General features: G+C 51.4%; 25 protein-coding genes. 18 read left to right on the top strand and 7 right to left on the bottom strand.

Features of this window, described 5'->3' with window-relative positions; all coding sequences use genetic code 11:
* The first annotated feature begins 286 nt into the window (after positions 1-286).
* From WC593_06440 to WC593_06420, 5 genes are all read left to right on the top strand, one after another.
* Entirely contained in the window at positions 287-1,417 is a 1,131-nt protein-coding gene (locus WC593_06440) for an FIST N-terminal domain-containing protein (protein ID MFA4824782.1), read from the top strand.
* A gap of 7 nt (positions 1,418-1,424) precedes the next feature.
* Positions 1,425-2,636: a PAS domain-containing sensor histidine kinase gene (locus tag WC593_06435; GenBank protein ID MFA4824781.1), complete on the top strand. Its 1,212-nt coding sequence runs from the start codon at positions 1,425-1,427 to the stop codon at positions 2,634-2,636.
* Between the two features lie 111 nt (positions 2,637-2,747).
* A complete protein-coding gene (locus WC593_06430) occupies positions 2,748-3,245 on the top strand; it encodes a putative immunity protein (GenBank protein MFA4824780.1) in 498 nt (165 codons plus the stop codon).
* A gap of 222 nt (positions 3,246-3,467) precedes the next feature.
* The gene (locus WC593_06425; protein MFA4824779.1) at positions 3,468-4,496 is read left to right on the top strand and encodes a DNA double-strand break repair nuclease NurA; all 1,029 of its coding nucleotides are present in this window, start codon (positions 3,468-3,470) and stop codon (positions 4,494-4,496) included.
* Positions 4,474-6,096 carry an ATP-binding protein gene (locus WC593_06420; GenBank protein ID MFA4824778.1) on the top strand — a complete coding sequence of 541 codons (1,623 nt, stop codon included), beginning with the start codon at positions 4,474-4,476 and terminating at the stop codon, positions 6,094-6,096. Before WC593_06425 ends, WC593_06420 begins: the two co-directional genes overlap by 23 nt.
* Positions 6,097-6,236: 140 nt before the next feature.
* On the opposite strand, the gene WC593_06415 is transcribed toward WC593_06420, so the two are convergent.
* Positions 6,237-6,860: a hypothetical protein gene (locus tag WC593_06415; protein MFA4824777.1), complete on the bottom strand. Its 624-nt coding sequence runs from the start codon at positions 6,858-6,860 to the stop codon at positions 6,237-6,239.
* 261 nt (positions 6,861-7,121) lie between these two features.
* On the opposite strand from WC593_06415, the gene WC593_06410 reads away from it, so the two are divergent.
* The 5 genes from WC593_06410 to WC593_06390 all read left to right on the top strand — a co-directional run bounded on the left by WC593_06410 (position 7,122) and on the right by WC593_06390 (position 10,721).
* A complete protein-coding gene (locus WC593_06410) occupies positions 7,122-7,481 on the top strand; it encodes a hypothetical protein (GenBank protein ID MFA4824776.1) in 360 nt (119 codons plus the stop codon).
* Positions 7,482-7,573: 92 nt separating this feature from the next.
* Positions 7,574-8,848, top strand: coding sequence for a GNAT family N-acetyltransferase (locus WC593_06405; protein ID MFA4824775.1), 1,275 nt, complete (start codon positions 7,574-7,576; stop codon positions 8,846-8,848).
* Between the two features lie 15 nt (positions 8,849-8,863).
* The gene (locus WC593_06400; protein MFA4824774.1) at positions 8,864-8,986 is read left to right on the top strand and encodes a hypothetical protein; all 123 of its coding nucleotides are present in this window, start codon (positions 8,864-8,866) and stop codon (positions 8,984-8,986) included.
* A gap of 128 nt (positions 8,987-9,114) precedes the next feature.
* Entirely contained in the window at positions 9,115-9,642 is a 528-nt protein-coding gene (locus WC593_06395; GenBank protein ID MFA4824773.1) for a zinc ribbon domain-containing protein, read from the top strand.
* A gap of 137 nt (positions 9,643-9,779) precedes the next feature.
* Positions 9,780-10,721, top strand: coding sequence for a hypothetical protein (locus WC593_06390; GenBank protein ID MFA4824772.1), 942 nt, complete (start codon positions 9,780-9,782; stop codon positions 10,719-10,721).
* A gap of 38 nt (positions 10,722-10,759) precedes the next feature.
* Here WC593_06390 and WC593_06385 read toward each other — a convergent pair whose 3' ends face one another.
* From WC593_06385 to WC593_06375, 3 genes are all read right to left on the bottom strand, one after another.
* Positions 10,760-11,593, bottom strand: a complete 834-nt coding sequence (locus WC593_06385) for a hypothetical protein (GenBank protein ID MFA4824771.1) — start codon at positions 11,591-11,593, stop codon at positions 10,760-10,762.
* Positions 11,594-11,656: 63 nt separating this feature from the next.
* Positions 11,657-12,175, bottom strand: a complete 519-nt coding sequence (locus tag WC593_06380) for a nucleotide-binding protein (GenBank protein MFA4824770.1) — start codon at positions 12,173-12,175, stop codon at positions 11,657-11,659.
* 23 nt (positions 12,176-12,198) lie between these two features.
* Positions 12,199-13,077 (bottom strand): formate/nitrite transporter family protein, encoded by an 879-nt coding sequence (locus tag WC593_06375; protein MFA4824769.1) that lies wholly within the window; start codon positions 13,075-13,077, stop codon positions 12,199-12,201.
* Between the two features lie 539 nt (positions 13,078-13,616).
* Between WC593_06375 and WC593_06370 the strand changes: the two genes are divergently transcribed.
* Together WC593_06370 and WC593_06365 are read left to right on the top strand one after the other, a co-directional pair.
* The gene (locus WC593_06370) at positions 13,617-14,069 is read left to right on the top strand and encodes a hypothetical protein (protein MFA4824768.1); all 453 of its coding nucleotides are present in this window, start codon (positions 13,617-13,619) and stop codon (positions 14,067-14,069) included.
* Between the two features lie 399 nt (positions 14,070-14,468).
* Positions 14,469-15,101, top strand: coding sequence for a hypothetical protein (locus WC593_06365; GenBank protein MFA4824767.1), 633 nt, complete (start codon positions 14,469-14,471; stop codon positions 15,099-15,101).
* A gap of 573 nt (positions 15,102-15,674) precedes the next feature.
* Here the strand turns inward: WC593_06365 and artA are convergent.
* On the bottom strand, positions 15,675-16,484 hold the full coding sequence (gene artA / locus WC593_06360) for an archaeosortase A (GenBank protein ID MFA4824766.1): 810 nt from the start codon (positions 16,482-16,484) through the stop codon (positions 15,675-15,677).
* 178 nt (positions 16,485-16,662) lie between these two features.
* Here artA and WC593_06355 point away from each other — a divergent pair, with 178 nt between their 5' ends.
* The 4 genes from WC593_06355 (at position 16,663) to WC593_06340 (ending at position 20,237) form a co-directional block, all read left to right on the top strand.
* Entirely contained in the window at positions 16,663-16,977 is a 315-nt protein-coding gene (locus tag WC593_06355; protein MFA4824765.1) for a transcription factor S, read from the top strand.
* A gap of 183 nt (positions 16,978-17,160) precedes the next feature.
* Entirely contained in the window at positions 17,161-19,053 is a 1,893-nt protein-coding gene (gene acs, locus WC593_06350; protein ID MFA4824764.1) for an acetate--CoA ligase, read from the top strand.
* A gap of 53 nt (positions 19,054-19,106) precedes the next feature.
* Positions 19,107-19,667: a TATA-box-binding protein gene (locus WC593_06345; protein ID MFA4824763.1), complete on the top strand. Its 561-nt coding sequence runs from the start codon at positions 19,107-19,109 to the stop codon at positions 19,665-19,667.
* Between the two features lie 195 nt (positions 19,668-19,862).
* The gene (locus WC593_06340; GenBank protein MFA4824762.1) at positions 19,863-20,237 is read left to right on the top strand and encodes an ArsR family transcriptional regulator; all 375 of its coding nucleotides are present in this window, start codon (positions 19,863-19,865) and stop codon (positions 20,235-20,237) included.
* Here WC593_06340 and rpiA read toward each other — a convergent pair.
* Positions 20,234-20,929 carry a ribose-5-phosphate isomerase RpiA gene (gene rpiA, locus WC593_06335; GenBank protein MFA4824761.1) on the bottom strand — a complete coding sequence of 232 codons (696 nt, stop codon included), beginning with the start codon at positions 20,927-20,929 and terminating at the stop codon, positions 20,234-20,236. The two genes, WC593_06340 and rpiA, sit on opposite strands and share 4 nt — an antisense overlap.
* 434 nt (positions 20,930-21,363) lie before the next feature.
* A complete protein-coding gene (gene surE, locus WC593_06330; protein ID MFA4824760.1) occupies positions 21,364-22,146 on the bottom strand; it encodes a 5'/3'-nucleotidase SurE in 783 nt (260 codons plus the stop codon).
* Positions 22,147-22,227: 81 nt separating this feature from the next.
* Between surE and WC593_06325 the strand changes: the two genes are divergently transcribed.
* Positions 22,228-23,115 (top strand): ATP-grasp domain-containing protein, encoded by an 888-nt coding sequence (locus tag WC593_06325; protein MFA4824759.1) that lies wholly within the window; start codon positions 22,228-22,230, stop codon positions 23,113-23,115.
* Positions 23,112-24,059: a hydantoinase/oxoprolinase family protein gene (locus WC593_06320; protein MFA4824758.1), complete on the top strand. Its 948-nt coding sequence runs from the start codon at positions 23,112-23,114 to the stop codon at positions 24,057-24,059. Before WC593_06325 ends, WC593_06320 begins: the two co-directional genes overlap by 4 nt.
* The last annotated feature ends 635 nt before the right edge of the window (positions 24,060-24,694 follow it).

Raw genomic sequence — 24,694 nt, 5'->3', positions numbered from 1 at the left:
ATGTCCCGTACTATCTCCCGCATCGCAGAGATACAGGCATAGTATACCAACACGCTCGTGGCCGGGGTGGGCTCTGTACAACGCGAGCCGGATCCAGGAAGAGGAGTGAAAAACAAGGGGAAATGGATTCCCCCGTGGTCGTTTGCATCGATTCTCTGACATTTTTTTCCGCCAGGAAGGCCATCAATTCCGCCAGGGGTATGCTGAACGATTGATCGCGGGTGTCTGACAGCCCTACCCGATACTTTATTATTCCACAGAAGTATCATTCAATCAGAAATCTTCTATGCCGCATTCCTCCTGCTTCTCTGCATACTCCGGCGACGAACTGATGGAGAAATACCGGCAGATCCAATCGTTCCGGCCAACCATCGGGATCATCTTCTCCTCTATTGCCCTGGGAATTCCGGATCTTGTTGCAGCTCTCCGCACTGAAAGTATCCCGCTCTTTGGCAGTTCTACGGCAGGGGAAATTCTGGTCGAAGGAAAAGCAGATCCGTTCCATGACCAGTCCGCAGTCTGCTGTTTTCTGGACTTTGACCCTGCCCTGTTCCGCATATCCCTCTTTGAACGGGGCGAGGCCACATCGTTTTTTCTGGGACAGCAGATCGGCGCATGGGGGTGCGGGCAGTTCTCCCGACCGGCCTTTATCATTGCCATTGCCGGCCTGAAAAACGATGGCGAGGCGATTGTCCGGGGCATCCAGCAGGCAGCAGGCAGATCGGTCCCGCTCTTTGGCGGGATGGCCGGCGATGACGGCCTCCTTGAAGATACTCTTGTGTTTTGCGGTAACCAGATCTCCCATGACGGGGCCGTTGTCCTGGTTTTCGATGCGGATAAGGTTGATGTCCATGGCATCGCATCGAGCGGCTGGGTCGGGATCGGGGCAGAGATGATGATAACCTCATCGGACGGAAATACGGTCAACACCATCAACGGCAGGCCGGCAACAGAAGTGTTCAAGGAGTACCTGGACGTAGAAGATTCCGAGCTCCAGCAGATCGGGATCAACTTCCCGCTCCTGATCCGTCGCCCGGACGGGACCGAGGTTTTGCGTGCATTTCTCTCTGTTGATTTTTCATCAGGTTCCCTCACCTTCGCCGGCTCGGTTCCCCAGGGGTCGCTTGTCCGGTTCTCCAGCTCGTTTGGATACCAGACTATCGAGCAGGCGGTCCGGGAACTGGAAGGGTATCATGCAGATCATCCCCATGCTTCCCTGCTCCTCCTCTTCTCCTGCATAGCCCGGTACCGGGTTGCCGGATCGATGACAGCGGATGAGGTTCTCACGGCATCCCGGCTCTGGAACGCCCCGCTTGCCGGGTTCTTCACCTACGGGGAGATCGGGCACAACCGGCTCGGTACCTGCGATTTCTACAACGAGACGCTCTCGCTCGTCCTCATCAGCCTGCGGAAATGATCCTTTTATGAAGCAGTTTGACGATCTTGAAAAAGCCCTGTCTGCCCTCCTCGAGACACTTCCGCCGGAAGAGCGGGCGCGGTATGAAGCACAGATCCGCAGGACCGCCGGCAGTATCCGCCGGCTCGAATCGGGTAACACCCTCCTGCTCCGCGAACGCTCATCCATCCATGCCCTGCTCAAGAAGACTTCCGAAGATCTTATCCACCGCTACCAGACCATCTTTGAGAACTCCGGTACCGGGTTGGCCGTCATCGAGGATGATGGCACCATCTCCCTGGTCAATTCCGTCTTCGAGCAGATATCAGGCTGTTCCCGGGGAGAGATAGAACATATCCGATCGATCTTCTCATTCATTGCTCCTGCGGAACGGGAGAGGATCATCTCGTATCATCAGGCACGCAGGCATGGCAACGAGACCGTTCCCCACCATTACGAGACACAGGTTGTCAGGAAGGATGGCAGGATGCTCGATATTGATATCTACGTCCAGATCTTTCCCGGTACACTCCAGAGCATCGTATCGATAATTGATATCACGGAACGGAAACATGCCGAGGATGCGCTACGGCTCGCCCATACCAAGCTGGGCATCCTCGCCAACCTTTCCCGCCACGATATCCTCAACCAGCTGACCGTGCTGAGCGGCTACCTTGAACTTTCAAAAGCACAGACAGACGAGCCCCGGCTTCTTGAGTATATCCGGAAGGAGTCTGAAGTGACGGATAATATCACGGACCTGATCAGCTTCGCCAGGGATTACCAGGAGATCGGTATCAACTCCCCGGCCTGGCAGGATCTTGAGATGACGATCGTCCGGGCAACCCGGAACATAAACCCGGGCGCGGTCCGGCTGCATGTGGAGGTGGAACACGTCAGGATCTATGCAGATCCCCTGCTGGAACGGGTCTTTTACAACCTGATGGAGAACGCTCTCAAGTACGGAAGGACCTTAACATGGATACGGTTCTCAACCATCCGTTCAGACAAGGGCGGGATCATTGTCTGCGAAGATGACGGGGTTGGGATTCCTGCCGGAGAGAAGGAGAACATTTTCCAGCGAAAATATTTCCAGCATACAGGGCTTGGCATGTACCTCTCCCGTGAAATCCTGGCGATCACCGGTATCGCGATCACGGAAACCGGTGAACCCGGGAAGGGAGCCCGGTTTGAGATTGCCGTGCCGGAAGGGGCGTGGAGGTTTATCGGGAGAGAATAACGTATACAGCTTCGTACCTCTGCTGCCAGTCTCACTCCCGCTCTGGGGAATCGTTCGGACAATCTGACCGGGGGCCGCGCATTTCTTTTAAGGAAAAAGACCGGATCTGCCATGAAACCAAAACCACAAAAGAAAAAACCAAAATTCTCCCTTGCCCGTAAGGACGAGTCAATGGAAGAGCTGGTGAGAAGGACCGACAAGAAAACATTAGCCGTCTGGGCAGTTGACTGTGTGGAGCGCGTCCTGCCCTGCTTTGAGGGAAAATATCCGGATGACCCCCGCCCCCGGAACGCGCTCGTTGCATGCCGGGCATGGATACATACCGGGGAATTTCGAATGGCTGACATTCGCGGGGCTTCACTCGCAGCCCATGCCGCTGCCCGTGAAGTGGGTGAAGATACTGCCGCCCGCTCGGCAGCCCGTGCCGCAGGCCAGGCAGTTGCAACGGCACATGTTCCTACGCATTCCCTTGGTGCTGCAAAGTACGCCTTACAGGCTATCAATAGAACCACAGACTCTTCTGATGCTGATGTTGCCATAGCCAGAGAACGGGATTGGCAGTACCACCACCTGCTTGCATTGCGAGAGAGATCAGATTCGGGCAAATGATTTTCCGGCATGCCTGGTGATTTCTGACACACCGTAACCCCGGTACGATTGTTACCGATGAATTTCCATCATGATGAGAACCATATGCCCCCCTCATTTTCATCCCACGCCCCCACCCCCTTATATCCCATTACATGCCAAATAAAAATCAACGGAAATGTTCGACCACATGTATCACGGTGCGATCAGGGAAACCGCAGGCAGGATATGGGAGATAACGTAATGGACATCCGCACTTCCTACGAAAAATCCGTCAGCGCAGCACTCAGACGCATCGCCGACCATATTCCGGAAGACCTTGTTCAGCAGTTCACTGACAAGAGCGGGATCACAAAAGATGACATTCACCCCATCACCCCGGGCCCTTCCGGTATTGTGAGTGCAGTTGACGGGAGCAACGCGATGATCGCAGAAGGGGGGAGTATCACTCTGGCCGCAATCCGGGCTGCCCGGACAACGTTTGCCGGGAACGTCCGCCATAACCGCTCCACGACCCCCTTGACACTCGTCACCATCGGGCCCGGCCACCGGAACACGGATTTTGACGAACTTTACGAGGAGTGCTTCGGCATGCCGCCGCACAAGGGCCTCGACAATGCCGATGCCGAGCGGGCGTCGGCCATCCTCCGCGACACACTGGAGTACTGGGTGACCCTCCAGACCGCAAAAACCCTGCCGGCAGGAGCCCTCCTGCTTATCGATGGGGCGCTCAGGGTCTCTAACCAGAACCACGAACCGGTGCTGGCCGACATTGTAAAAACGGCAGGAGAACGAAACCTGCTTGTTGCAGCGGTGACAAAGCGGACCCGGGCCACGTGGGGCGGCGGGCACCCGCTCCTTCCCGCGCTCAGCGGCTTTGTCACACAGCTTGGCATCACCGGCCCTTGGTGGGCAAAGATCGATACCCATCTTCTCGACCACGCTGAGTACCGGCAGGGACGGCACGGGGAGATCTACGTCGCCTCGCTCCACCATCAGTTCAGCCGGCCGTTAAAGATGGAGCTGCCGAAAGGGACGAGTATCGATACTGCGGAAAAAACCATGCAGGCGCTCGCCGCGTGTGCTGATGACGGGAGAATCCCCGGGTATCCCTACCCGCTCCTCGATGCTCACCGCACGGTCACGATCGATGAAGCGCTCGTGCTGCAGGTACAGCAGGACATAAAAGCCGGTCTCTCAAAACAGGGATTCCGGAACAGGACCTTTGAAGATCTCTTTGGTGATTTACATGGTGACTTTGAACGATATTGAAAATGTGGATGCAACAAAATTCCGGCTGATCGGCAGGAGCGTGCTCTCGTACCGGTTTATTATCCCCCATGCGGCAAAACTGTTCGTAGGCGATATCCTCAAGATCACCGATACCGCCAAGGGATATTCGTTCTATGCAAAGGTAAACGACCTGGTCCACGAGAGCAACTTTGCCGATGAACGCTGGGACACCCGCCCGTTTGCCGAGCACTTCTACGGGCTGGGCGAGGATGTGTTTATCGGGGTCGAGGCTGTCCCGCTCGGCTTTGTCGATGAGCACGGAACGTTTAAAAAACCCCGCACGCTTCCCACCAAGTTCTCGGAAGTAAAGATCCCCGAGACGGAGGACTTTGCGTTTCTCACGAAAGTGATGGGGGATATCGAAGTCGGCGTCATGCGGACCGGCCAGGGTGTGCTTAAGGATATCCAGGTAAAAATCCCGAGCAAGGTGCTCCCGCAGCACATGGGCGTCTTTGCCACCACCGGCATGGGCAAGAGCAACTTCATGAAGACCTTCTGTGCGTCATGCATGAAGATGCAGAAGTTCGGCCTCCTGGTCGTTGACCCCCACGGCGAGTACGTGCGGGGCGGCCAGTCCAGCACCGGGGAGCGGACGCTCGGCCTTGTCCATTACAGCGCCGGCATGGACGGGCTGGTGGTCTTTACGATCAGCGAGACCGACCGGAAAAAGTATTCGCTCAACAGCCTCTGGCTCGATTACGACGATTTTAAGATGACTGACCTTTCCCTGCTCTACGATCTCTCGCAGGCCCAGCGGGATGTGGTCGAGTCGCTCGATGATTTTTCGGGAAACGAGATCATCCCGTTTTTCCTGCAGGTCAATGTCGATACCCTCCAGGATGAAGTGAAACAGGACCGGTATACCGGCCCGTACCCGCATATTGCCGACAAGCTCGGGTCATTCCACCCGGGCACCCTGCAGGTGATCCAGCGCCGGCTCAAAAATATCGTGCAGGGCAACCGGAAATTCTTCCGCGAATCCGGCTCCTGTGTTCCGGAGATCCTCAGCCACCTCCACAAGAACAAGGTCGTCCTCATCGACATTCCCCGCATGGGCGAACGCAGCGAACTCTTCGTTCTCTCGATGATCACAAGAAGGATCATGCAGGCCCACCGCAAATCAGCAGAGGAGTTCGGGTGCGAAACCGAACCAACCGAGCAGAAAAAAGTGCTCATCACGATTGAGGAAGCCCAACGGGTGCTCGGGGCCGGAGGTTCGAGCACCCAGATCTTCCGCGAGTGTGCCATGGAAGGCCGGAAGTTCGGCGTAGGTCTCTGCGTCGTGACCCAGCAGCCCAGGAACATCGACCAGAAAGTGCTCGCCCAGATCAACACGTTTGTTGTCATGGGCCTTGGCGACCGGGGCGACCGGGACATCATCATGGGCAGTGCAAAACAGGATTTATCCAAGATGGAGATCGAGATCCAGACTCTTGACCAGGGCGAGGCGATCATCTCCACCATCGGCATCCCGTTTCCCGTCAGCACCCGTATCCACTACTACGAGGACTACATCGCCGGGCTCAACAAGGAGAAGAAAAAAGACATACGGGAAGGGCTCGACACCGGGTTCTCCTGAAAATAAAACAGCACTTTTTTTTACCGTTGTCCCGGGGGGATGCCTTGGATTTTCCTCATTTACCCACGTAAAAAAAGTTCATGAGGCATCGGATGACGAATTTCCTGAAAAATTATGTGTGGGCCGTGAGCCCAATCGGGTCAGGAAGGAGAGGTTATCTTCGTGATAGTAAGTTCGTAATTGAAGGGCTTGGTTGTCTTGTAATCGTTATCGGACGCCATCCACCGGGCATCAACCACGAACACATACGGGGCAATAGTGGTGACCGTGAAAGTCTTTGTGGAATCAGTGACCCTTCCGAGATTCATGTAGGGCGTGATGAGTCCCCACTGGATCCTGTCAGAATAGGATTCGTACTGGGGTGTCAGTGTATTACCCTGGAGTTCGGCAGCCTGGGTGTTGGTAACCGCATAGCCGATTACGGGTTTGTCTGCCTTGAGCATGATCCGGTATTTCACACCTATCTGCGAGAACTCGTCACCCATTGACTTGAAGTCAAACGTCTTGAACTCTGTCGGCGAGATCAAACCCCTGGTAGTGAGGATGACCTTTTCAACATCCGCACGGGTCTCATGTTTGGTTACCTCTGCCGTTTTTTCAGGGAGTACAGCAGCGGGAGTGGCAGTTGTGGGGATTGTCGAAAGGACCGTGACGGGTGTTGCAGGAAGGGTCGACGGTGAAGCCTGCGGGGATGTGCAGCCACAAAACGCTATAGCCATGACGAGCAATAGCGTGAAGAGACAGAATACAGTTCGTTTGTGCATGAGATAAAATCGCGTGCCTTTGTATTTATTCATATATAATAACGGTTTCTGATAGAATGACCGGAAGGCGGAAATAAATAAGGTAAACACCCTCGCCCGGACGGTTTTTAAGAGATCCTGATCCGTTCATGACTGACCTCCCGCACTACTTCATCACATTCATCATCCCGGCAATATTCTGGTACTCCAGGCATCAGCGTTTCCTCTATCTCATCTACCACAACCGCCTGCTCCTCAACCCGGATCTTCTGCGACTGTGCGATGGAAGGCCGGAAGTTTGGCGTTGGTCTCTGCGTTTTCACCCGGCAGCCCAGGAGCATCAACCAGAAAGTGCTCGCCCGGATCAACACGTTCGTTGTCATGGGTCTTGGCGACCGGGGCGACCGCGACGTCATCATGGGCAGCGCCAAGCAGGATTTGTCCAGGATGGATATCGAGATCCAGACCCTGAACCAGGGCGAGGCGATCATCTCCACCATCGGCATCCCGTTCCCCGTCAGCACCCGGATCCACAAGTTCGAGGACTATATCGCAGGCCTCAACAAGGAACCTAAGCGGAATATCCGGGAAGAGCTCGACACCGGTTTTAAACCAATCGTTTCTTTTTCGTCACTATCGTAATCAACGATATCCCGCCATTATCCCAACCACCACACACATAAGAACGAACTGGACAACACTATCCTGTAAAAAAATATGGAAAGACCCTTAAGATGTTTAACAAGATTCTCATCCCCACCGATCTGTCGGAAACATCGGATAAACTCGTAGCATGCACGGCCAGGATCCGGAACGTCAAAGAGATCGTCCTGCTCCATATCAGCTGCACCGGCGATTCCATGGAGCGGGAGCAGGCAGTGGTGTGGCGGCAGCAGGCGCTCATCACGAATACAGATATTGCGGTGAGATGTATCATCGTAAAAGATACCGGTGGCAACATTCCCGCGGCAATCTTAAAAACTGCAGAGACCGAGAAACCTTCGCTCATCATCATGGGAGCCAGAAAAGGGCTCCTCAGCAAAAGTCTTCTCGGCCGGGGAGGCAACGAGATCCTTACCCGGAGCAGGACCCATGTCCTCATCATGCAGTTCCCCGGGCAGGGCCTCTTTGCAGCGCCGGTTCCCGACGAGACGGAGTGTGCACTGTTTGCAAAGATCCTCTTCCCGCTTGATTTTTCCCGGCCTGCAAACGACGCGCTGGCATGCATCGAAACGATCGAAGAAGTTGCCGAGATCATCCTCCTCCATGTCATAAGGAAGATCGAGAAGAAGGACCGGATGAACCTTGTCGTACGGGAGGTGGAAAAACGCCTCTCGGACGCAAGGGAAAAGATCAAACGTGACCGTCCCGGCATCAGGGTGAAAATGATGGTGCGGTTCGGTGATCCGACCGGCCAGATCTGTGCGGTTGCAACCGAAGAACAGGTCTCGCTGGTCATGATGTCCCGGTACGGGAAGATGGACTGCCTGAGAAAAGTTCCCCTCGGTACTACAACATCGAAGGTTGCGGCACAGATAAAAAAACCCGTGCTGGTCATGTTCACCGGGATACAGCTGGTGGTGCAGTCACGGGAGCTCGACAGAAGCGAGTTTTATCTTGCCGAGAAGATCTGGTTTGACTACCACCAGACAAAATCCGACCCGGAGCACGACCGGATCTTCGCCGTTTTTGTCGAGGACACGCCGGTCAGCATTGCACGGTGCAAGCAGCACCCGGATGGATACGAGGTGGACGGGATCTTCACGTGGAAGAAGTTCCGGGGAACCGGGTATGGCAGAAAAGTACTCGATGCATTGATCAGCGGATGTGGCAGTAATGTCCTGTACATGTACGCGGTGCTGCCGCTCGTGGATTTCTACGCATCCCTCGGGTTTGTACCTATCCCGGAAAAGGAGCTGCCCCTGACAGTCCGGGAGCGGTATTCGTGGGCGATGGGCAACATGAAGGGCGCAAATGTCTGCCCGATGAAGCGGGTACCGGTCACGTAAGAAGGAGGCAGGAAGATGATCATCGTTATCCCCGGCATCCCGTTTCCTGTCAGCACCTGCATCCACTATCGCGACACAATATCCCCAGGCTTAAAAAAGAGCTGTATCCATACAGGACTCGATACCGGCTGTTCCTGAAATTAAAACCAGATTGTTCTCAGCCACGACAGCCGGTATCTTTTTTATTGACAAAAACAAGAAATTCTGCGTTCAATATATTTTTATGCCCCATCGCTCTATCATTGAACGTGGGGTGTTTAGAGAATATGTCCATCTGTCCAAATTGTGGAAAAAGCACGCCGGACGGAAAATTCTGTGAACACTGCGGGGGAGTATTACCCCTGTACCAGCCTCCCGTTACACCGCCCGCCCCGATAGCTGAAAGAACAAAGAAAAGCGGGATCGGTATTGGCGTTGGCCTCTTCGTTTTTGGGGTCATTTTATTGGGAATTTTTTATCTCATCGGGACCCTGCCGACGGATACGCTGATAATACCGACATCTGGAGGACCATGGTCGGGAACCTGGGATTCGAACTGGGGGGTGATGACCCTGTCACAGTCCGGCAATCAGGTGACCGGCACCTATGTCTACCGCAATGGTCTTATCAGCGGCGTCGTGTCAGGAAACACCCTCACCGGCACATGGAGTGAAAGCCCCACCTATCAGGCCCCGCAACAGGCAGGCGACGTGATCTTAAAACTTTCCGATGACAAACAGTCACTCACCGGGGAATGGCGGTACGGATCTTCCGGGAGTTGGTCCGGAGACTGGAAAGGAACAAAATTGTATTAAGAACGATCGGCCGGGATACGGTCATCGTATGGATGAATGCTGTTGCCGGGAAAATGCCGACTCTGCCATCTGGTTCATATAAGGGAGAAGCATGGTGCCATTCGCAATATATGGTATCAGGATCTCAAATGTACTGTATGCACATAAGAATAGTTTCCTGCATGGTGATCACCACCCTTATCCTGCTCACTCTGTTCTCCGGATGTACATCCGGTCCCGCACAGGAAAAACCTGTAATACCGGCCAGTGAAAAAACCCCGGCAACAGTCCATTCAGCCACTGAGATCCGCACAACACACCCGACAATCCGGCCCACGGAAATTGCACCCGCAGTGCTGCCCGCAGGTACAAAGGAACACACGTTTGAGTATGTTCTTAACGGGGTGAAGGGCACCGTGTCCGTCCCGCTTTCAGATTCAGTCTATGCGGACTATGCAAAAAAGCCGGATCCAGCGTACAAATCCCCGTATGATGCCAACAGTAATTCTTCCTATTACCGGGGCTACATAACAGATTCCGATCAACAACCCTACATCGAAAAACTCGCACAGGCAATCCAGGAAAAAACCCCAAATAAGGATGATCAGGCGCGGATCGCCGTTTCGCTCGTCCAGCACATCCCCTACAAGGTCGGAGGCAAGCAATACCGTTACCCGTATGAGGTACTGTACAAGAACCAGGGTGTCTGCGGAGAGAAATCAATGCTGCTTGCCCTGCTGTTAAAAGATCTCGGGTTTGGTTCCAGTGTCTTTTACCTCCTTCCCGAAGATCACATGACCGCGGGGATCAAAGCATCTTCACCGTATGACTTCAGGAATTCCGGGTATGCATTCATCGAGGCAACGGAACCCTACATCATCACGGATTCAACAACCGACAACCTCGCCCAATGGAAATTTACCGGCACCCTGGAATTAACTCCGGTCGGGACCGGGCAGGCACTCCAGAGCATAGTGAACGATTACAACGATGCCCGGGAGTGGGCGGTGCTTGAAGCAAAGGTAAAAAACCTGTCACCTTCGGAATACCAGACATGGCAGGCACTCAATACAAAATACGATTTGAGTTATTATACCTGATATTGGGTAAAAATCTTTTTTTTTTCGTGAGAGAAATCTCACTCGCCCAGCAATTTTAGCAGGAATCCCTGGCATGCCAGCAGGTGGGGGCGATCGGTTTCTGCCCCATGCCAGGCAGCACTGAAGAGATAGAGCAGGGCATTGTCAAGCATGGCATCAAATTTCCGGTCTTCGCTGTATGTCGGGAGCAGGGGCTTTGCCAGAAGGCTTTCATCTTCCGGTAAAAAAGTCCGGTATGTTTCCGGCCGGGACAGGGATTGTTCGAGGAGGATTGCATGCTCGTGCACGATCTCAAGTGCACGGACCAGCATAGGATCTCCCGTGAGTTCTTCGGATCGTCCGGGAACAGTACTCGCAGCCCGGGCGGCCTCGCCGTATTCACCGGTGGAAAACTGGCTGATCACGACAGCTACCCTGTGTGCAGTTTCAGGGGAAATCCCGGTCACGGCATCACGGGTTTGTTCAACGTAGGATTTGATGGGAGCGGCCAGTTCTTTTCCCAACGAAACCGCCGTGTGGGACAACCCGAACCGGTATTTCAGGCGTACGAGCAGCAGGGTGAGACTTGCCGCATACAACAGCTGAAGGGTCAGACCGGATATATAGTCAGTCGGCACAACAAAGAAAATGAAGGCATAGATTGGCGTTGATAATGCCACAATATCCTTTTTGGGCCGGATCCAGGCGAGGTAGGCCAGAAGACAGGACCCAATCACGCACCCGATTGCAAAAAACTGGAAATTGATCTCAAAGCCCATCTGCCATAAGAGAACCCCGGCAAGCGTTGCGCCAAAAGAGAAAAGGGGAATGGCAAACTCTAATAATCGCTGCCTGTTGCGGTCTGATGGAATCGTTACTTCTGAACTGCTCATACCTGCCCGATCCTGTGTATCATGGTATTTGTTTTCGTATATCTGCAAAGGATGATGAGAGTATTATTTTTCACTCGCAGCCGGTGCATTTTTTTTCCGGATCGAAACGCAGTTGATGACCGGTTCACCCGTAACAATAAACCGGCGGATTACCTGGCCGAGCACCACAACCACATCGTTCACTTTGATGTTATCATCCGGGCTGGTAAACATCTTGACCGAAATCGCACCGGAACGGTCTGCAACAATAAACTGGGGGCGGTTTAAGAACTGAAAATGGACGCGTTCAACTACGCCCTCGATCCGCACGACTTTTCCCATCATATTTTCATTGATCAGCTTGACCCGCACGGTCCTGGCTTCGCGCTCATACTCAGGTTCAAGATCCGCATACTGGCTGCGGCTCATGTAGTTGAGTGCAACGGGAATGACAAGAAGCATGAACAGGGCCGGGATCATCCAGATAAGATTGGATCGAACCTCAGGACTGAACTGGGAAGCAAGAATAAGAGAAATTGTGAAGAACACAAACACCGCGATTGAGATGTTTGAAACCTTCACTTCGACATTTCCGATCTTCATCGGAAAAATTATTGGATGTTAATCTACTTCAGTGCTGCGATCTCTTTGCGGAACGCAACCCAGTAGATGACACCGACGAAGAAAATACCTCCGACGATATTACCGAGTGTTACCGGTATAATGTTTGCCGTCCACATGGTAACCCAGTTGACACTGGCAACGATCTTGGTTGGGTCCGTAACGAATCCCTGGGTAAAGATACCGGCGGGGATAAAGTACATGTTTGCGATCGAGTGTTCGAATCCGCTGGAAACGAAGGCCATGATCGGGAACCAGATACCAAAGAACTTGCCTACTGCATCATCTGCACAGATACCGAGCAGGATGGCGAGGTTGACAAGCCAGTTGCAGGCAATGGCTTTGAGGAATGCAGAATAGAATCCCATGATTCCCACGTAACCACACTTGGCCCCGGCAATGGCAATCGCCCGCGAACCGAACGCAGTCACGGTTCCTACACCTGCAGCGTCGAATGAGACAAACGGACCGTTTGCACAGATATATGCAAATACGACGGACCCGATGAAGTTCCCGATATAGACAAAGACCCACAGGTTCAGGACCTGTGCCCAGCTGATCTTGTGGATGAATGCAGCCATGGGGGCGAGCATTGCATCACCGGTGAAGAGCTCAGCACCCGTAAGAACGGTGATGATAAGCCCGACCGGGAATACGCATCCCAGAATCAGCTGTGAAAAACCTGCACTGGCTGTACCGTAGCGCATTGCGGCATCGGTTGCCATTATTCCCGTTGAACAAACCGTTGCAAGAGCGGCACCCATAGCGATGTATGCGCCCGACATGAATCCACGGAGGACCATGTTCCAGGCCGGCAAGCCGACTTTGTACTTACCGGCATCTCCTGCCTTTGCAGTAATTGCTACCGGAGGATGAAACACCATTTTTTAACACACCTCTAAATGTCCACCTATACCAGCAACGTATTAAATCACTTTTCCGTATAGGTCAATTTACAGTCTTTTGTGTGGATATTAATAATTTTCGAATTGTTTGTCAATCAGACACGTGTACAGCAATGATTAGAAAAAAATAGTCCCTGGGGAGTTAATGGAATATGCTATACCCAGTAGTATTATTAATAAACTTTTTGAATGTCATGGAAAGGGAACGTAACAAAAAACGGAACTGCAAAAAAAAAAACAGTTTTTTTTTTACTACGCGCAGTCAGAGAAAAAAAGGTGCTGGATCATTCCGGGGAGGTGTCATCTGGACAATCCGGGTAGTAGTCATAGGAAAATGGGTAAAGCCGGAACAAAAAGACGGGGCGGTTTTTCCCGCAGTTTTTCCGTGAAGTGAACCATTTTACTTTGAAGAACGTTTTTCTTACTACCAATGACTGATTGGCAGTGACCGTAAGGAACAGGTTTTTTCTTAAAACATAAACCGTTAAACAAAAAAGGGGGAATGCACAACCATCAGTATGGATAAAAAATCTCAGATCGTTCTGGTGCTGGGTCTTGCCATCACCATGATTCTCTTTTTTATCAATATCTACCTGGCAGGAATTGTCTTTATTCTGGTCATCACGCTATTTATGTCACTGATAATTATGCAGGACAGCGTGTCACATCCCGATGTGGATGCCAGCCTGACAGAAGATGCCAAATCCATTTTCCTGAAAAATTCCGGGAATGCCCCCGCACTGCATATCCATGTGGCGCTGGTCCCCATGAACACCGAGTACGATGTCCCCTCACTTGTCGTTGATCAAACCCATACCCACCCGCTCGGTTCGATGGTCCAGGATGTCAAGGTCATAGTAACATTTGAAAATGAAGAAAAGGTTGTCTTTTCCAAATCCTTCAAATTATCAGCTTTAGGAAATGAGTATGAACCCTTCAAACCAATGATTCCGATGTTCAAATGGAAATGAATGATACTGCAATCCAATTTCCTTTTTAAGTAATTTTTAAAAAAAATTTTATGGGCGATAACGATTTTTCCGCTTTTTTGTTGACCGGTGATGTTGATGTGAGACAAAAATACGCTGACAGCAGCGGATAACAGCAAAATACAGGGATTTTTTCTTCGGATACCTGGTTCAACGTTAGAACGCGAGGATGCTCAACCCCTTTTCATAGCATGAACAAATATGGAAAACCCGACATAAACATTTGCCATGAATAATCATGCCTCACAAAAAAGATTGCCAGCAATTCGATGATTAACAGTGGGCATTAATAGGATGATAGAAAACATCTCAGTAAAAGCATTGTAGCAAGGTGCAGCGTCACTGCATAGCACAGGTAGTACGCACAGGAATGTATCCCGTATGAGAAAACCCCGTTTCCCCCCCATGGTTGTAGATCTAATCCAGACCGCACTCGTATCCTTTGAGGGGATGGAATTTTCCAATCGGTCAGCCTGCCCGTCATGCGGCGGGGCAGTCCAGGGATATGATACCCGGAAAAAACAGTTTGCCGTGATTCTCGAAAACGAAAAAGAGCGCGTTATCCAGGTCAGGGTCAAGCGGTTTTACTGCAAATCCTGCAAGATACTCTGTTACGCAGATGAACCGTTTTACCCGGATACCCGCATGGGATCACCGGTAATTGATCTCTGCAAAACGTTTGCAGCTACGATACCCTTCTGCCGCACAGCCACCCACCTCGCCCAGCTCGGGATCGTAATCGATCGGGGCAGCGTCCGCAATTATGCCAGGAAAGATTTCGGGGAAATACCAATTGCTGATATCTTCAATATGCGACTTCCCTTTTCCATCATATCGCTCTCTTCGCTCGCAGCCACCCTTGGTGAGGGCAGTAACATCGATGTGACTGAAGCACTCGCCGCATGTGGTTTCCCATCCGCACGCCGGGAGGTTTTTCACCATACCCGGACAGAAGAAGGAATAAAGCGGCGGCAGGAAGACGAAAAAAAGGAGACGGAGAACGGGGACCCGTGACACTGCGGTGATTAATAATGGATGGATGAAATAATTCGGGTTCAGTATTCATAGTATCTGACTGTCACTTTACCCCGGTTTTTGGAATACAACAATAGTGAATATTCCATGATTAAGGAATGCCGGGAGATTTGCACAGTAAAAGAAATCCATAGAACCGGGGAAGAATCTATATTTTTACATCCCGATAATGAAGATCATCACACGTTTTTCATAGGCTTTAAAAAGCCATCCCACACCTCATAGGGTCACTTGGCCACCCTGGCGAGGCTTCGCCGGGCAGGGCGGTTGATCCTGCCCGCTTCGATATGAAGCACGGGGACTGATTCACCCGTACGGTAAACCGGTTGAACAGCCGCGGGGGTGTCCTTTCGGGAGCGGCAGAATTCATTATTAAATGGCATAGGGGGGATCAGCCTCCCTCTTTGTAATCTGATCAATGCATGACTGATCTATCGAACTTAGAAAAATATCCTTGATAAAATCTGATATTTTTGTGATCATTAATCATCTGACCGATCTGCGTGATGATAACAAGTATGTGGCGATTGCCACAGTTATGTCCGGCAGGATTCATCTGTCCTTAAAAAAAGCTTTCTTAACTTCGCCATAGTAGAGCTGATAGAGGTCATCGGCAAAGCTGCCGAGTTTTGGAATGATCGTAAAAAGCCCATATGCGATCAGGACCAGGCAGACAAGAGCCAGCAGTTCTGCGATCACATTATGCGCCCAGAAGAAACTCTCGTATCCCTGTTCTCCATTACTGGCGATCTCCGGGTAATAGGGAAACAACTGGTCGGTATACGCGATGATGACAAATACATTTCTTAAAAGATTTAAGAAGTAGATCGTCGGGGCAATGATAAGAAAGGCATAACATTTCTGCCTGATCGTTGTCGGAACAGCAGCAGCCACACCCAGCATGATCGCAATGCTCTGGATGCCGGTGCAACCGAGAATGATCTCTACCCGGAAACCGTTCCGGGCGATGATATTCCAGTCAGTATTGGTGACATTGAACTGGAGCAGGTCGAGTATCCAGATTATCTGCCCCACCACAATGTCAATCAGCCAGTCACCGAAAGCAGGTATGTACTCAAACGGGGCGTAGATGATAAAAGCAACGGCTGCCGCCCGCGAAAGGTGCATCACCCGCTCATCCTCTGCAAGCAGGTATTTGGCTGTGATCACCAGGAAAGGCACGGAGAGGGCAGCAATAATCGGGTACAGGAAATTATTTTCAGAAAAATACACCGGTAACTGGGTAAATAGTGCAAGAACAATAAATGTCCAGCCTATGATGGCTGTATATTTCCGGTGCCGACCGGGCAGGAGGAACGCAAGAAATCCAATACAGGAGATCAGCACCAGATACTCGATCATTATACAATTATTCACTCCTTACCAAAAAAAGGATTCTGAAGGTACATCGTTTTCTTAAACCGTAAACCGTAAAAATCGTGTCTTTGCCTGCCATGGGAATTACCCTGTGTTAAAACCCGGTGAAAACCAGGGTCCCTGACAAGAGGGTTAATCTTCTTTGCTCACGCATAGAATACCGATGTTCTGTCCTGAATGTAAGACGATGATGATCTCAAGCGGTGGTCAGCTTAAGTGCCGGAAATGCGGGTATATACGGATGATAGAAGCCGCTGACCAGATGAAGTCCAAGAAGAATCGCACGGAAAATGAGATCACGATTGTGGATGATGAAGAAGATAAAATCAAAACCATGCCCACCATTGCGATAAAATGCCCGAAATGCGAGCACAATCTTGCTTTCTGGTGGCTCCGGCAGTTACGGGCAGCAGATGAAAGCGAGGTGCGGTTCTTCCGGTGCACGGAATGCGGCCACACGTGGCGACAGTACGATTAACACATTACCTAACCTTCCAATCTGTTTTTCCCTCATCCCGCCTCACAAATCTTTCAGCGGATTACCTTTGTTTTTTCGTTTCTTTTAAATTATTATGCCCCCTTTATTCGTGCTTTGCCCCCGCAAATAACAACCTTTTATTGAATATACCCATCATTAATACTATAGAATCGGGGTTTTTTTATGGCTGAAGATTTTAACGTCAAATTCACCGACAAACAGTATCTGCCTGATCCTTCAGTAAAAAAGAACAGCTGGATTGGGGATTACCAGAAAGCGTACAATGCATTCTTACAAGATCCCGATGGCTTCTGGGACAAGATCGCATCAGAACTCCACTGGTTCTCACCCTATACCAAGGTAAAAGAGTGGAACTATCCTCACGCCCGGTGGTTTCTTGACGGTAAGACAAATATTACCTATAACTGCCTTGATCGCCATGTCATCAATGCCCGGCGGAACAAGGTAGCACTCATCTGGAAAGGTGAGGATGACTGTGAGAGAATCTACACGTACCGCCAGCTCTATCGCGAAGTGATGCGGCTTTCGAACGGTTTAAAAAAACTCGGCGTGGTGAAAGGTGACCGCGTCTGCATCTACATGCCGATGGTACCTGAGCAGATCATCTCGATGCTTGCCTGTGCACGGATTGGGGCAGTCCACAGCGTGGTTTTTGGCGGTTTCGGGGCTGCCGCACTACACAGCCGTATCGCCGGCGCAGAAGCCAAGGTTGTCATCACTGCCGATGTCACTTTCCGGCGCGGAAAGTCCATACCGCTCAAGCATGTCATTGAAGAGGCGATTATCGATGCGCCCAGCGTGGAACATGTGATCGTACTCCGGCGCGAACTCCATCAGCCGGTTGAGATTCACCACGAAATGGAAGTAGACTTTTACGATTTAATCAAGGATGTCAGTCCTGACTGCGAGGCTGAAGTGATGGACACCGAAGATCCACTCTTCATCCTGTATACCAGCGGATCAACGGGGTCCCCCAAAGGGATAGTCCACACCTGTGGCGGGTATATGGTTGGTGCCTATTATACGACGAAACATATCTTTGACATAAAAGATAATGACGTATACTGGTGTACCGCCGATCCCGGTTGGATCACCGGTCACTCCTACGTGGTCTATGGGCCTCTTTCTAATGGCACGACCATTTTTATCACCGAAAATACTCCGGATTATCCCGATGCCGGGGCTTACTGGCGGATGATCGAGGATTTCGGTATAACAATCCTGTACACCGCCCCGACAGCTATCCGGATGTTCATGAAGATGGGCGAGGAGTGGCCCAATAAGAGTAACTTAAACTCCCTGCGCATTTTAGGTTCTGTCGGAGAACCGCTCAATCCCGAAGCCTTTGAATGGTATTACCGCGTTATCGGGAAAAACCGCTGCCCGGTCGTTGATACCTGGTGGCAGACCGAGACCGGCATGCATATGATCACCACGGTACTCGGTGAGCCCATGTACCCGGGTTTTGCCGGCAAGTCCATCCCCGGTGTTGTAGCAGATGTGGTTGATAAGGATGGCAAACCCGTACCTCCCGGTACCGGTGGTTTTCTGGTCTTAAAAGAACCCTGGCCTTCTATGTTCCGCGCAGTATTTAACGATCCTGACCGGTACCGGAAATACTGGGAAACGATTCCCGGCTGTTACACGGTCGGGGACCTTGCCGTGAAAAACGAACAGGGTTACATCATGGTGCTCGGCAGATCCGATGATCTGATCGTAGTGGCCGGGCATAATATCGGGACTGCGGAAGTCGAGAGCGCGCTGGTTTCGCACAAGGCCGTTGCAGAGGCTGCAGTCATCGGGAAACCCGACGAAGTGAAGGGCAACGTGATCAAGGCTTTTGTGATCCTGCGCATGGGGCATGAACCCTCCGACCGGTTGAAAAACGAGCTCCTCTACCATGTCCGTATCACGCTGGGACCGATTGCCATGCCATCAGAGATTGAGTTCGTAACGTCACTGCCAAAAACCCGGAGCGGGAAGATCATGCGACGGGTCTTAAAAGCAAAAGAGATGGGAATGGACCCGGGCGATATTTCAACGCTTGAAGACTGATTTACAAAAAACAGACCCAACTTTTTAAATACTGTTTTATATCATTTATAAATATGAAGGTCAGACCAGAAGATTCCCTCAAGATTGAAAACATTGTTGCCTCAGCAAAGGTGACCGATTATCTGGATCTACCCGATATTGCATCCAAGATTCCGGGCGCAGAATATAACAAGAAGCGTTTCCCCGGCGTTGTTCTCCGGATGCAGGATCCCAAGATCGCAGCGCTCGTCTTTGGTTCGGGAAAAGTAGTGTTAACCGGTGCAAAGAGTGTTGACAGCCTGAGCAAAGGACTCAATATCCTTGGCGGCCTCCTGCGCGACCTGGGTATTGCTATCCCCAAGAAACTGGATTACAAGATCCAGAACATTGTCACGTCCGCAGATCTTGCCACGCCAATTAACTTAAACAAGATCGCAGTTGGTTTCAACCTCGACCGGATTGAGTATGAACCTGAACAGTTCCCCGGACTGGTCTACCGTCTTGAAGTTCCCAAAGTTGTTGTCCTTTTGTTCGGATCCGGTAAGTTGATCATAACCGGTGGCAAGGAACCGGAAGATGCAAAGAAAGCAGTGATCAAGATCCTTTCAGACCTGCGCAGCCTTGGTCTGATGTAAACATTTTTTTTATACCGGTGTTTACGAATTTTTCGCAAAGATTGAATTCCAACCGCTCTTTTCCCGGATTCTGGCCTTGGAATTTTTTATAATAAATAAAGTCTGCTGTCATTGTGCTGCAATACGAGCACCTATATATCAGGAATTAGATAAATTATTGTAGAAATCTAAAGAAAAATAGTGTGGATGTGTTGTATGAGAACGGAAAATGTAATGTATTTCACCGAAAAGGAAGAGGAGTTTGCAAACCTCCTCATTGAGATTGGAACCAAAAGAAATGTAGCAAAGGTGCTCGTATTTCTTGCAAACACCCCGGAAGCCACATCCCGGGCTATTGAGCGGGGCACCGATCTCCGCCAGCCGGAAGTCAGCATTGCGATGCGCTACCTGCTCGAACAGGACTGGATCTCCAGCCGCGAGAGCAAGGCAGAGAGCAAGGGTCGCCCGGTTAAGATCTACGAGCTGGCAAAGCCAATCCACCAGATTATGGACAGCATCGAGAAAGAGAAGAAGAAAGAAGCGAACAACCAGCTCGCCCTGGTCCACAAATTACGCGATTATCTCAACTAAGGGATAATCCTGCATTTTTTTTCACCACCGACAATAACGGTGGTTTTTGCTGTAAAATTACAGAATAGCCCGCTCTCCACGACGCCGGGGATAAGGCCAATGGATGCCTCAAGTTTTTCGGGTTCGGTAATGGTTTTGAATTTCGCATCGAGAATGAAATTCATGTTGTCGGTGATCACCGGGCCGTCTTTTTTCACACCTTCCCGCAGCACCGGCGTACATCCCATTGCCCTGAGCTGATCCATCACGGGCCGGATGGCAAACGGGACAACTTCTACCGGTACCAGACCATCCAGACGGGGGACCATCTTCTGCTCATCGACAACGACAATAAACCGGCGTGCAGCAGCAGCTACGCATTTCTCCCGTGTATGGGCTGCTCCCCGGCCTTTGATCAGTCGCAGCTGCGGGTCAACTTCATCCGCCCCGTCAACAGCCAGGTCGATTACCGGATGATCATCGAGGGTTGTTAACGGTATGCGATATTCACGGGCCCTGATTGCCGTCTGGAAGGATGTCGGGATACCAGAAATCGTGAGCCCTTCCTGCATGCGCCGGGAGAGCCGTTCCATGGTATACATGACCGTGGAACCCGTGCCAAGGCCGATGATCATACCGTCTTTTACCATGTCTGCTGCCTTGTAGCCTGCTGCACGTTTGGCGATTGCGGGATCACGTGTCGTTGAGTCCATTAAAGTGATACATATCGGTACAGGAATTATTAAAACTGGTGATGTGGTGGTGGGAAATTGACATTGGTTGAATGAGATGTCTTCAGAACAAAAATTGTTCAGGTACTTTTGCTTTTCATTGATGGGGGCTGATGCCCCCATACCCCCGGTTACGATGAACCCCGCCGCCCCCGAAGGGGCGCCTCCGCGGCGGTTCGATTGGTTTAACGTACGGAAAATTAGCGCCCTTGCCTTCGCATTGAGAGATGGATTAACCTCCCTGCCCAGCGAGGACCAAAACGAGGCAGCCGAGCGACCCCGAAGGGGTGGGAAGCATCGCAAACAAAACTGAATGATTATTTACATCAGAGAAAATGACGATTAGATTATTTTAAGGATGCAGGATAATTTTTAAAGAAAATTTTGTATCGAACTTTCAAGCCATCCTAAAAAAATCAATTCTTAAACACTTTTCTCGTATCTTCCCCAGCTGCATAGGAAGTGCAGTCAAGGGTAATAGGTGTAATTGACACATTTCCCTTCCGGACAGCATGCACATCCGTACCCTCTTCGGCATCATCAAAGAGCGGGCCATTAATCCAGAAATACGGGCGACCGCGGGGATCCAGCCGTTTTTCCACGCCGGTGTGAAACAGTTTGGGGCCAAGCCGCGTCACTTCATACCCGCCTTTTACCACCGACGGAATATTCACATTGATCACATCGGTATGCGGCGAGAACCCGTGCTCGAGCACCCGGGAGACCACGTCGCGCACCACTGTTTTTGCTGCATCGAAGCTGTGTCCTAAGTTGCGGGGGTCATCGAACTTATCCCCCTGATCCTCTACCTGGAGGGAGAACGCGATCCCCTTCGTGCCCTGGTTGGAACCTTCCAGTGCCGCGCCCACCGTGCCAGAAGTCATGATCGACTCTGTTGAGAGATTTTCCCCGATATTAATCCCGCTGACAATCATGGTCGGGGCGAGTTTGAGCGCATACAGGCCGATGATCACCGCATCCGTGGGTTTACCGGCAACCGACCACGCCGGAATCCCGTTCATAGTAATCTGGTTTACCCGCAGCGGTTCAAAGATCGAGATCGATCTGCCAACTGCACTCTGCTGGGTTGCCGGTGCAACAACCGTGACATCGGCAATGGGGATGAGCGCTTCATACGCAGCCCAGAGCCCGACTGAACTTACGCCATCATCATTCGTGAGCAGGATCGAAGGTCTCATGTTCATCTTCTATTGATGCCGCTCCACAAATAGTTCACCGATCGGATAGGGTAATTTTCTTTCAGCGCGTACAGGAAAAGGATGAAAGTCCTGCTCGCTGAGTATGCCACCAGTCATGACCCCTCCCTCGCCCACGAGGGCGCAGCAATGTTAGAGACCTTAAAAAAGAGCTTTGAGCACTGCGGGTATGACATTGTACTGCCGGGCTCCGGCGATTTTGGTACCGAGATAGCCCGCCTCGCACCAACCTGTGATATGGGGCTGGTGATCGCACCGGATCACCTGCTGGCACGCTATACACAGATCCTGGAGCAGCACACTCATAATCTCGGGTGCGGTTTCATGACCGCAGCACTCTGTGCCAACAAGGTGCAGACCGAAAAAATCCTGCGTGCGCATGGTATACCGGTACCTGCTGAAACGTCTGCTGGCAAGCGGGTGATAAAACCCGTCAAAGGCTGCGGTGCACAGGGGGTTCGCGTTTCGAACAAAACCCCGGATGACGGGGAATTTTCCCAGCAGTATATTGATGGCGAACATTTCTCGGTAAGTATCGTCGCAAGCCGGGTCATTGGCGATGCGTGCCTGTATTTTACCGGCAATCCCCCGCTTGTCCTGGCCGTAAACCGTCAGCATATCAGTGAGACGGTGGATGGTGCAATTCACTATCTCGGGGGAGAGACGCCGGTTCATCCGGCACGGGAAGCTGAGATCATTGAAGTTGCCAAAAAGGCGATCATTGTTCTTGGGGGCCAGGGATATTGTGGCGTGGATGTGGTTGTTGCCGATAAGGTGTATATCGTGGACGTAAATCCACGGATCACCACAAGCCTTGTCGGGATTGCGGCATGCATGAACGAAGAGATTGCAGAGATCCTTGTTGACGCATCAAAAGGAGGTGGCCCAAAAGAGGTTCACCTGAAAAGAAGCGTTCGCTTTGACACCCACGGGAAGGTCACTCCGTTATGATCGGCATCGATGTGGGAGGGGCAAATCTCAAAATTGTCAATGAGACCGGTGCCCACATCCATTACTGCCCGCTCTGGGAACATGCGCCTATCACATCGTTGCTCATCCCGTATGTCGGTAATCCAGATAATCCGGCGGCTGTTGTCATGAGCGGCGAGCTGGCGGACAGTTTTTCGAATAAGATGCAGGGAATCTCGTTCATTGTGGATGCAGTAAAGGCTGCATTTCCCCGCGCCTGTTTTTATGGCATGGACGGAACATTCCATACTCATGCGGTGCCCCAGCTGGCTGCTGCCAACTGGCTTGCTTCAGCAGCATACCTGCGGGAGAAATATCCCGACGCTGTTCTTCTGGATATCGGAAGCACCACTGCTGACATCATCCCGCTCAACCGTTTTGCATCCCTGCTGGATCTGACCGATCTCAAGCGTCTTCAGAACGGGTATCTCCTCTATACCGGGATGTTAAGGGGAAATATTGCCACACTACTCTCCTCGGTTCTTCTTGAGGGTATACCAACTCCGGTCAGCTCAGAATTTTTCGCTGCAAGTGCCGATGCACATCTTGTCCTGGGCCATATCAGCGCTGACCAGTATACCTGTGATGCTCCCGATAAAAATGAAAAAACAAAAGCTGCATCCTTAAGAAGATTAGCCCGGGTTGTTTGCGCTGATCTCGAAGAGATTGGAGAGCCAGGAGCCATGCAGGTTGCAGAACAATTCTGGGAGACGCAGCGAAACCTCATCTGTGCCCAGGTAAAAAAAGTCGCTGTGAACACCGGAGCCCGGCAGATTATTGTTGCCGGTATCGGGGCTCCAGTGTTTGCCGGGGAACTGGGAGGAATTGATCTGAATCAGGAACTGGGGCCAGTTGCAGACGCACTCCCGGCATATGCTGTGCGGGAACTGGCTTTGTCTGCCGTGGGGGATGCATTTTTCTCATGAACGGAATTGTATAAAACACCCCAGGGTAATCAGAATTTTTTTACATTTTCTTTGATGAGGGTTGAGATCCCAATACACCCGGATGCGATAAAACCCGCCGCCCCCTAAGGGGCACCCCCGCAGCGGTTCAACCGGTTTACCGTACGGGTGAATCAGTCCCGTGCTTCGTATCAAAGCGAGCAGGATCAACTGCCCTGCCCGGCAAAGCCCCGCCGGGGCGGCGGAGCAACCCAATATGGGGGGATTCATCACAAATAATAACAGGTACGAAATTTCCTGCCGTAAAAAAAGAACTCTTCTATCTGCCGGGTCATGATCGCATTCAACGCCAGATAATCATTCCAGAACCCGGCAACTTTACTTTTGGTGATTCGTTAATTAGAGCCACCAATTAAGATTTTGTTTCGGTTTTTTTAAGAAGCCATCTCCAAGAGAAAACTTATCAGACGTTCTTGGGGGCTTTGGTTCCACCTCCGCCCCCGCCACTGTGGCATCCCCCGGATTGCGATAACGACGTATTACCTGTAACCCACCTCGTCCAATCACAATGCGCCCCGTCCCCCTCGGGGGACTGGTGGCGCAAGAGGGGGTATGGGATTATCAAAATAGGCTTACTACAGACAACAAAATGTTAA

The sequence above is a fragment of the Methanoregula sp. genome, from assembly GCA_041645435.1.
Lineage (GTDB): Archaea > Halobacteriota > Methanomicrobia > Methanomicrobiales > Methanospirillaceae > Methanoregula.
The sequence above is the reverse complement of the archived record's forward strand: the minus strand, read 5'-3'. Positions and strand labels throughout refer to the sequence as shown.

Excerpts from the sequence above, each read along its gene's own strand:
- WC593_06440 (MFA4824782.1), top strand. The coding sequence starts at position 287 with ATGCCGCATTCCTCCTGCTTCTCTGCATACTCCGGCGACGAACTGATG.
- WC593_06435 (MFA4824781.1), top strand. The coding sequence starts at position 1,425 with ATGAAGCAGTTTGACGATCTTGAAAAAGCCCTGTCTGCCCTCCTCGAG.
- WC593_06430 (MFA4824780.1), top strand. The coding sequence starts at position 2,748 with ATGAAACCAAAACCACAAAAGAAAAAACCAAAATTCTCCCTTGCCCGT.
- WC593_06425 (MFA4824779.1), top strand. The coding sequence starts at position 3,468 with ATGGACATCCGCACTTCCTACGAAAAATCCGTCAGCGCAGCACTCAGA.
- WC593_06420 (MFA4824778.1), top strand. The coding sequence starts at position 4,474 with ATGGTGACTTTGAACGATATTGAAAATGTGGATGCAACAAAATTCCGG.
- WC593_06415 (MFA4824777.1), bottom strand. The coding sequence starts at position 6,860 with ATGCACAAACGAACTGTATTCTGTCTCTTCACGCTATTGCTCGTCATG.
- WC593_06410 (MFA4824776.1), top strand. The coding sequence starts at position 7,122 with ATGGAAGGCCGGAAGTTTGGCGTTGGTCTCTGCGTTTTCACCCGGCAG.
- WC593_06405 (MFA4824775.1), top strand. The coding sequence starts at position 7,574 with ATGTTTAACAAGATTCTCATCCCCACCGATCTGTCGGAAACATCGGAT.
- WC593_06400 (MFA4824774.1), top strand. The coding sequence starts at position 8,864 with ATGATCATCGTTATCCCCGGCATCCCGTTTCCTGTCAGCACCTGCATC.
- WC593_06395 (MFA4824773.1), top strand. The coding sequence starts at position 9,115 with ATGTCCATCTGTCCAAATTGTGGAAAAAGCACGCCGGACGGAAAATTC.
- WC593_06390 (MFA4824772.1), top strand. The coding sequence starts at position 9,780 with ATGCACATAAGAATAGTTTCCTGCATGGTGATCACCACCCTTATCCTG.
- WC593_06385 (MFA4824771.1), bottom strand. The coding sequence starts at position 11,593 with ATGAGCAGTTCAGAAGTAACGATTCCATCAGACCGCAACAGGCAGCGA.
- WC593_06380 (MFA4824770.1), bottom strand. The coding sequence starts at position 12,175 with ATGAAGATCGGAAATGTCGAAGTGAAGGTTTCAAACATCTCAATCGCG.
- WC593_06375 (MFA4824769.1), bottom strand. The coding sequence starts at position 13,077 with ATGGTGTTTCATCCTCCGGTAGCAATTACTGCAAAGGCAGGAGATGCC.
- WC593_06370 (MFA4824768.1), top strand. The coding sequence starts at position 13,617 with ATGGATAAAAAATCTCAGATCGTTCTGGTGCTGGGTCTTGCCATCACC.
- WC593_06365 (MFA4824767.1), top strand. The coding sequence starts at position 14,469 with ATGAGAAAACCCCGTTTCCCCCCCATGGTTGTAGATCTAATCCAGACC.
- artA (MFA4824766.1), bottom strand. The coding sequence starts at position 16,484 with ATGATCGAGTATCTGGTGCTGATCTCCTGTATTGGATTTCTTGCGTTC.
- WC593_06355 (MFA4824765.1), top strand. The coding sequence starts at position 16,663 with ATGTTCTGTCCTGAATGTAAGACGATGATGATCTCAAGCGGTGGTCAG.
- acs (MFA4824764.1), top strand. The coding sequence starts at position 17,161 with ATGGCTGAAGATTTTAACGTCAAATTCACCGACAAACAGTATCTGCCT.
- WC593_06345 (MFA4824763.1), top strand. The coding sequence starts at position 19,107 with ATGAAGGTCAGACCAGAAGATTCCCTCAAGATTGAAAACATTGTTGCC.
- WC593_06340 (MFA4824762.1), top strand. The coding sequence starts at position 19,863 with ATGAGAACGGAAAATGTAATGTATTTCACCGAAAAGGAAGAGGAGTTT.
- rpiA (MFA4824761.1), bottom strand. The coding sequence starts at position 20,929 with ATGGACTCAACGACACGTGATCCCGCAATCGCCAAACGTGCAGCAGGC.
- surE (MFA4824760.1), bottom strand. The coding sequence starts at position 22,146 with ATGAGACCTTCGATCCTGCTCACGAATGATGATGGCGTAAGTTCAGTC.
- WC593_06325 (MFA4824759.1), top strand. The coding sequence starts at position 22,228 with ATGAAAGTCCTGCTCGCTGAGTATGCCACCAGTCATGACCCCTCCCTC.
- WC593_06320 (MFA4824758.1), top strand. The coding sequence starts at position 23,112 with ATGATCGGCATCGATGTGGGAGGGGCAAATCTCAAAATTGTCAATGAG.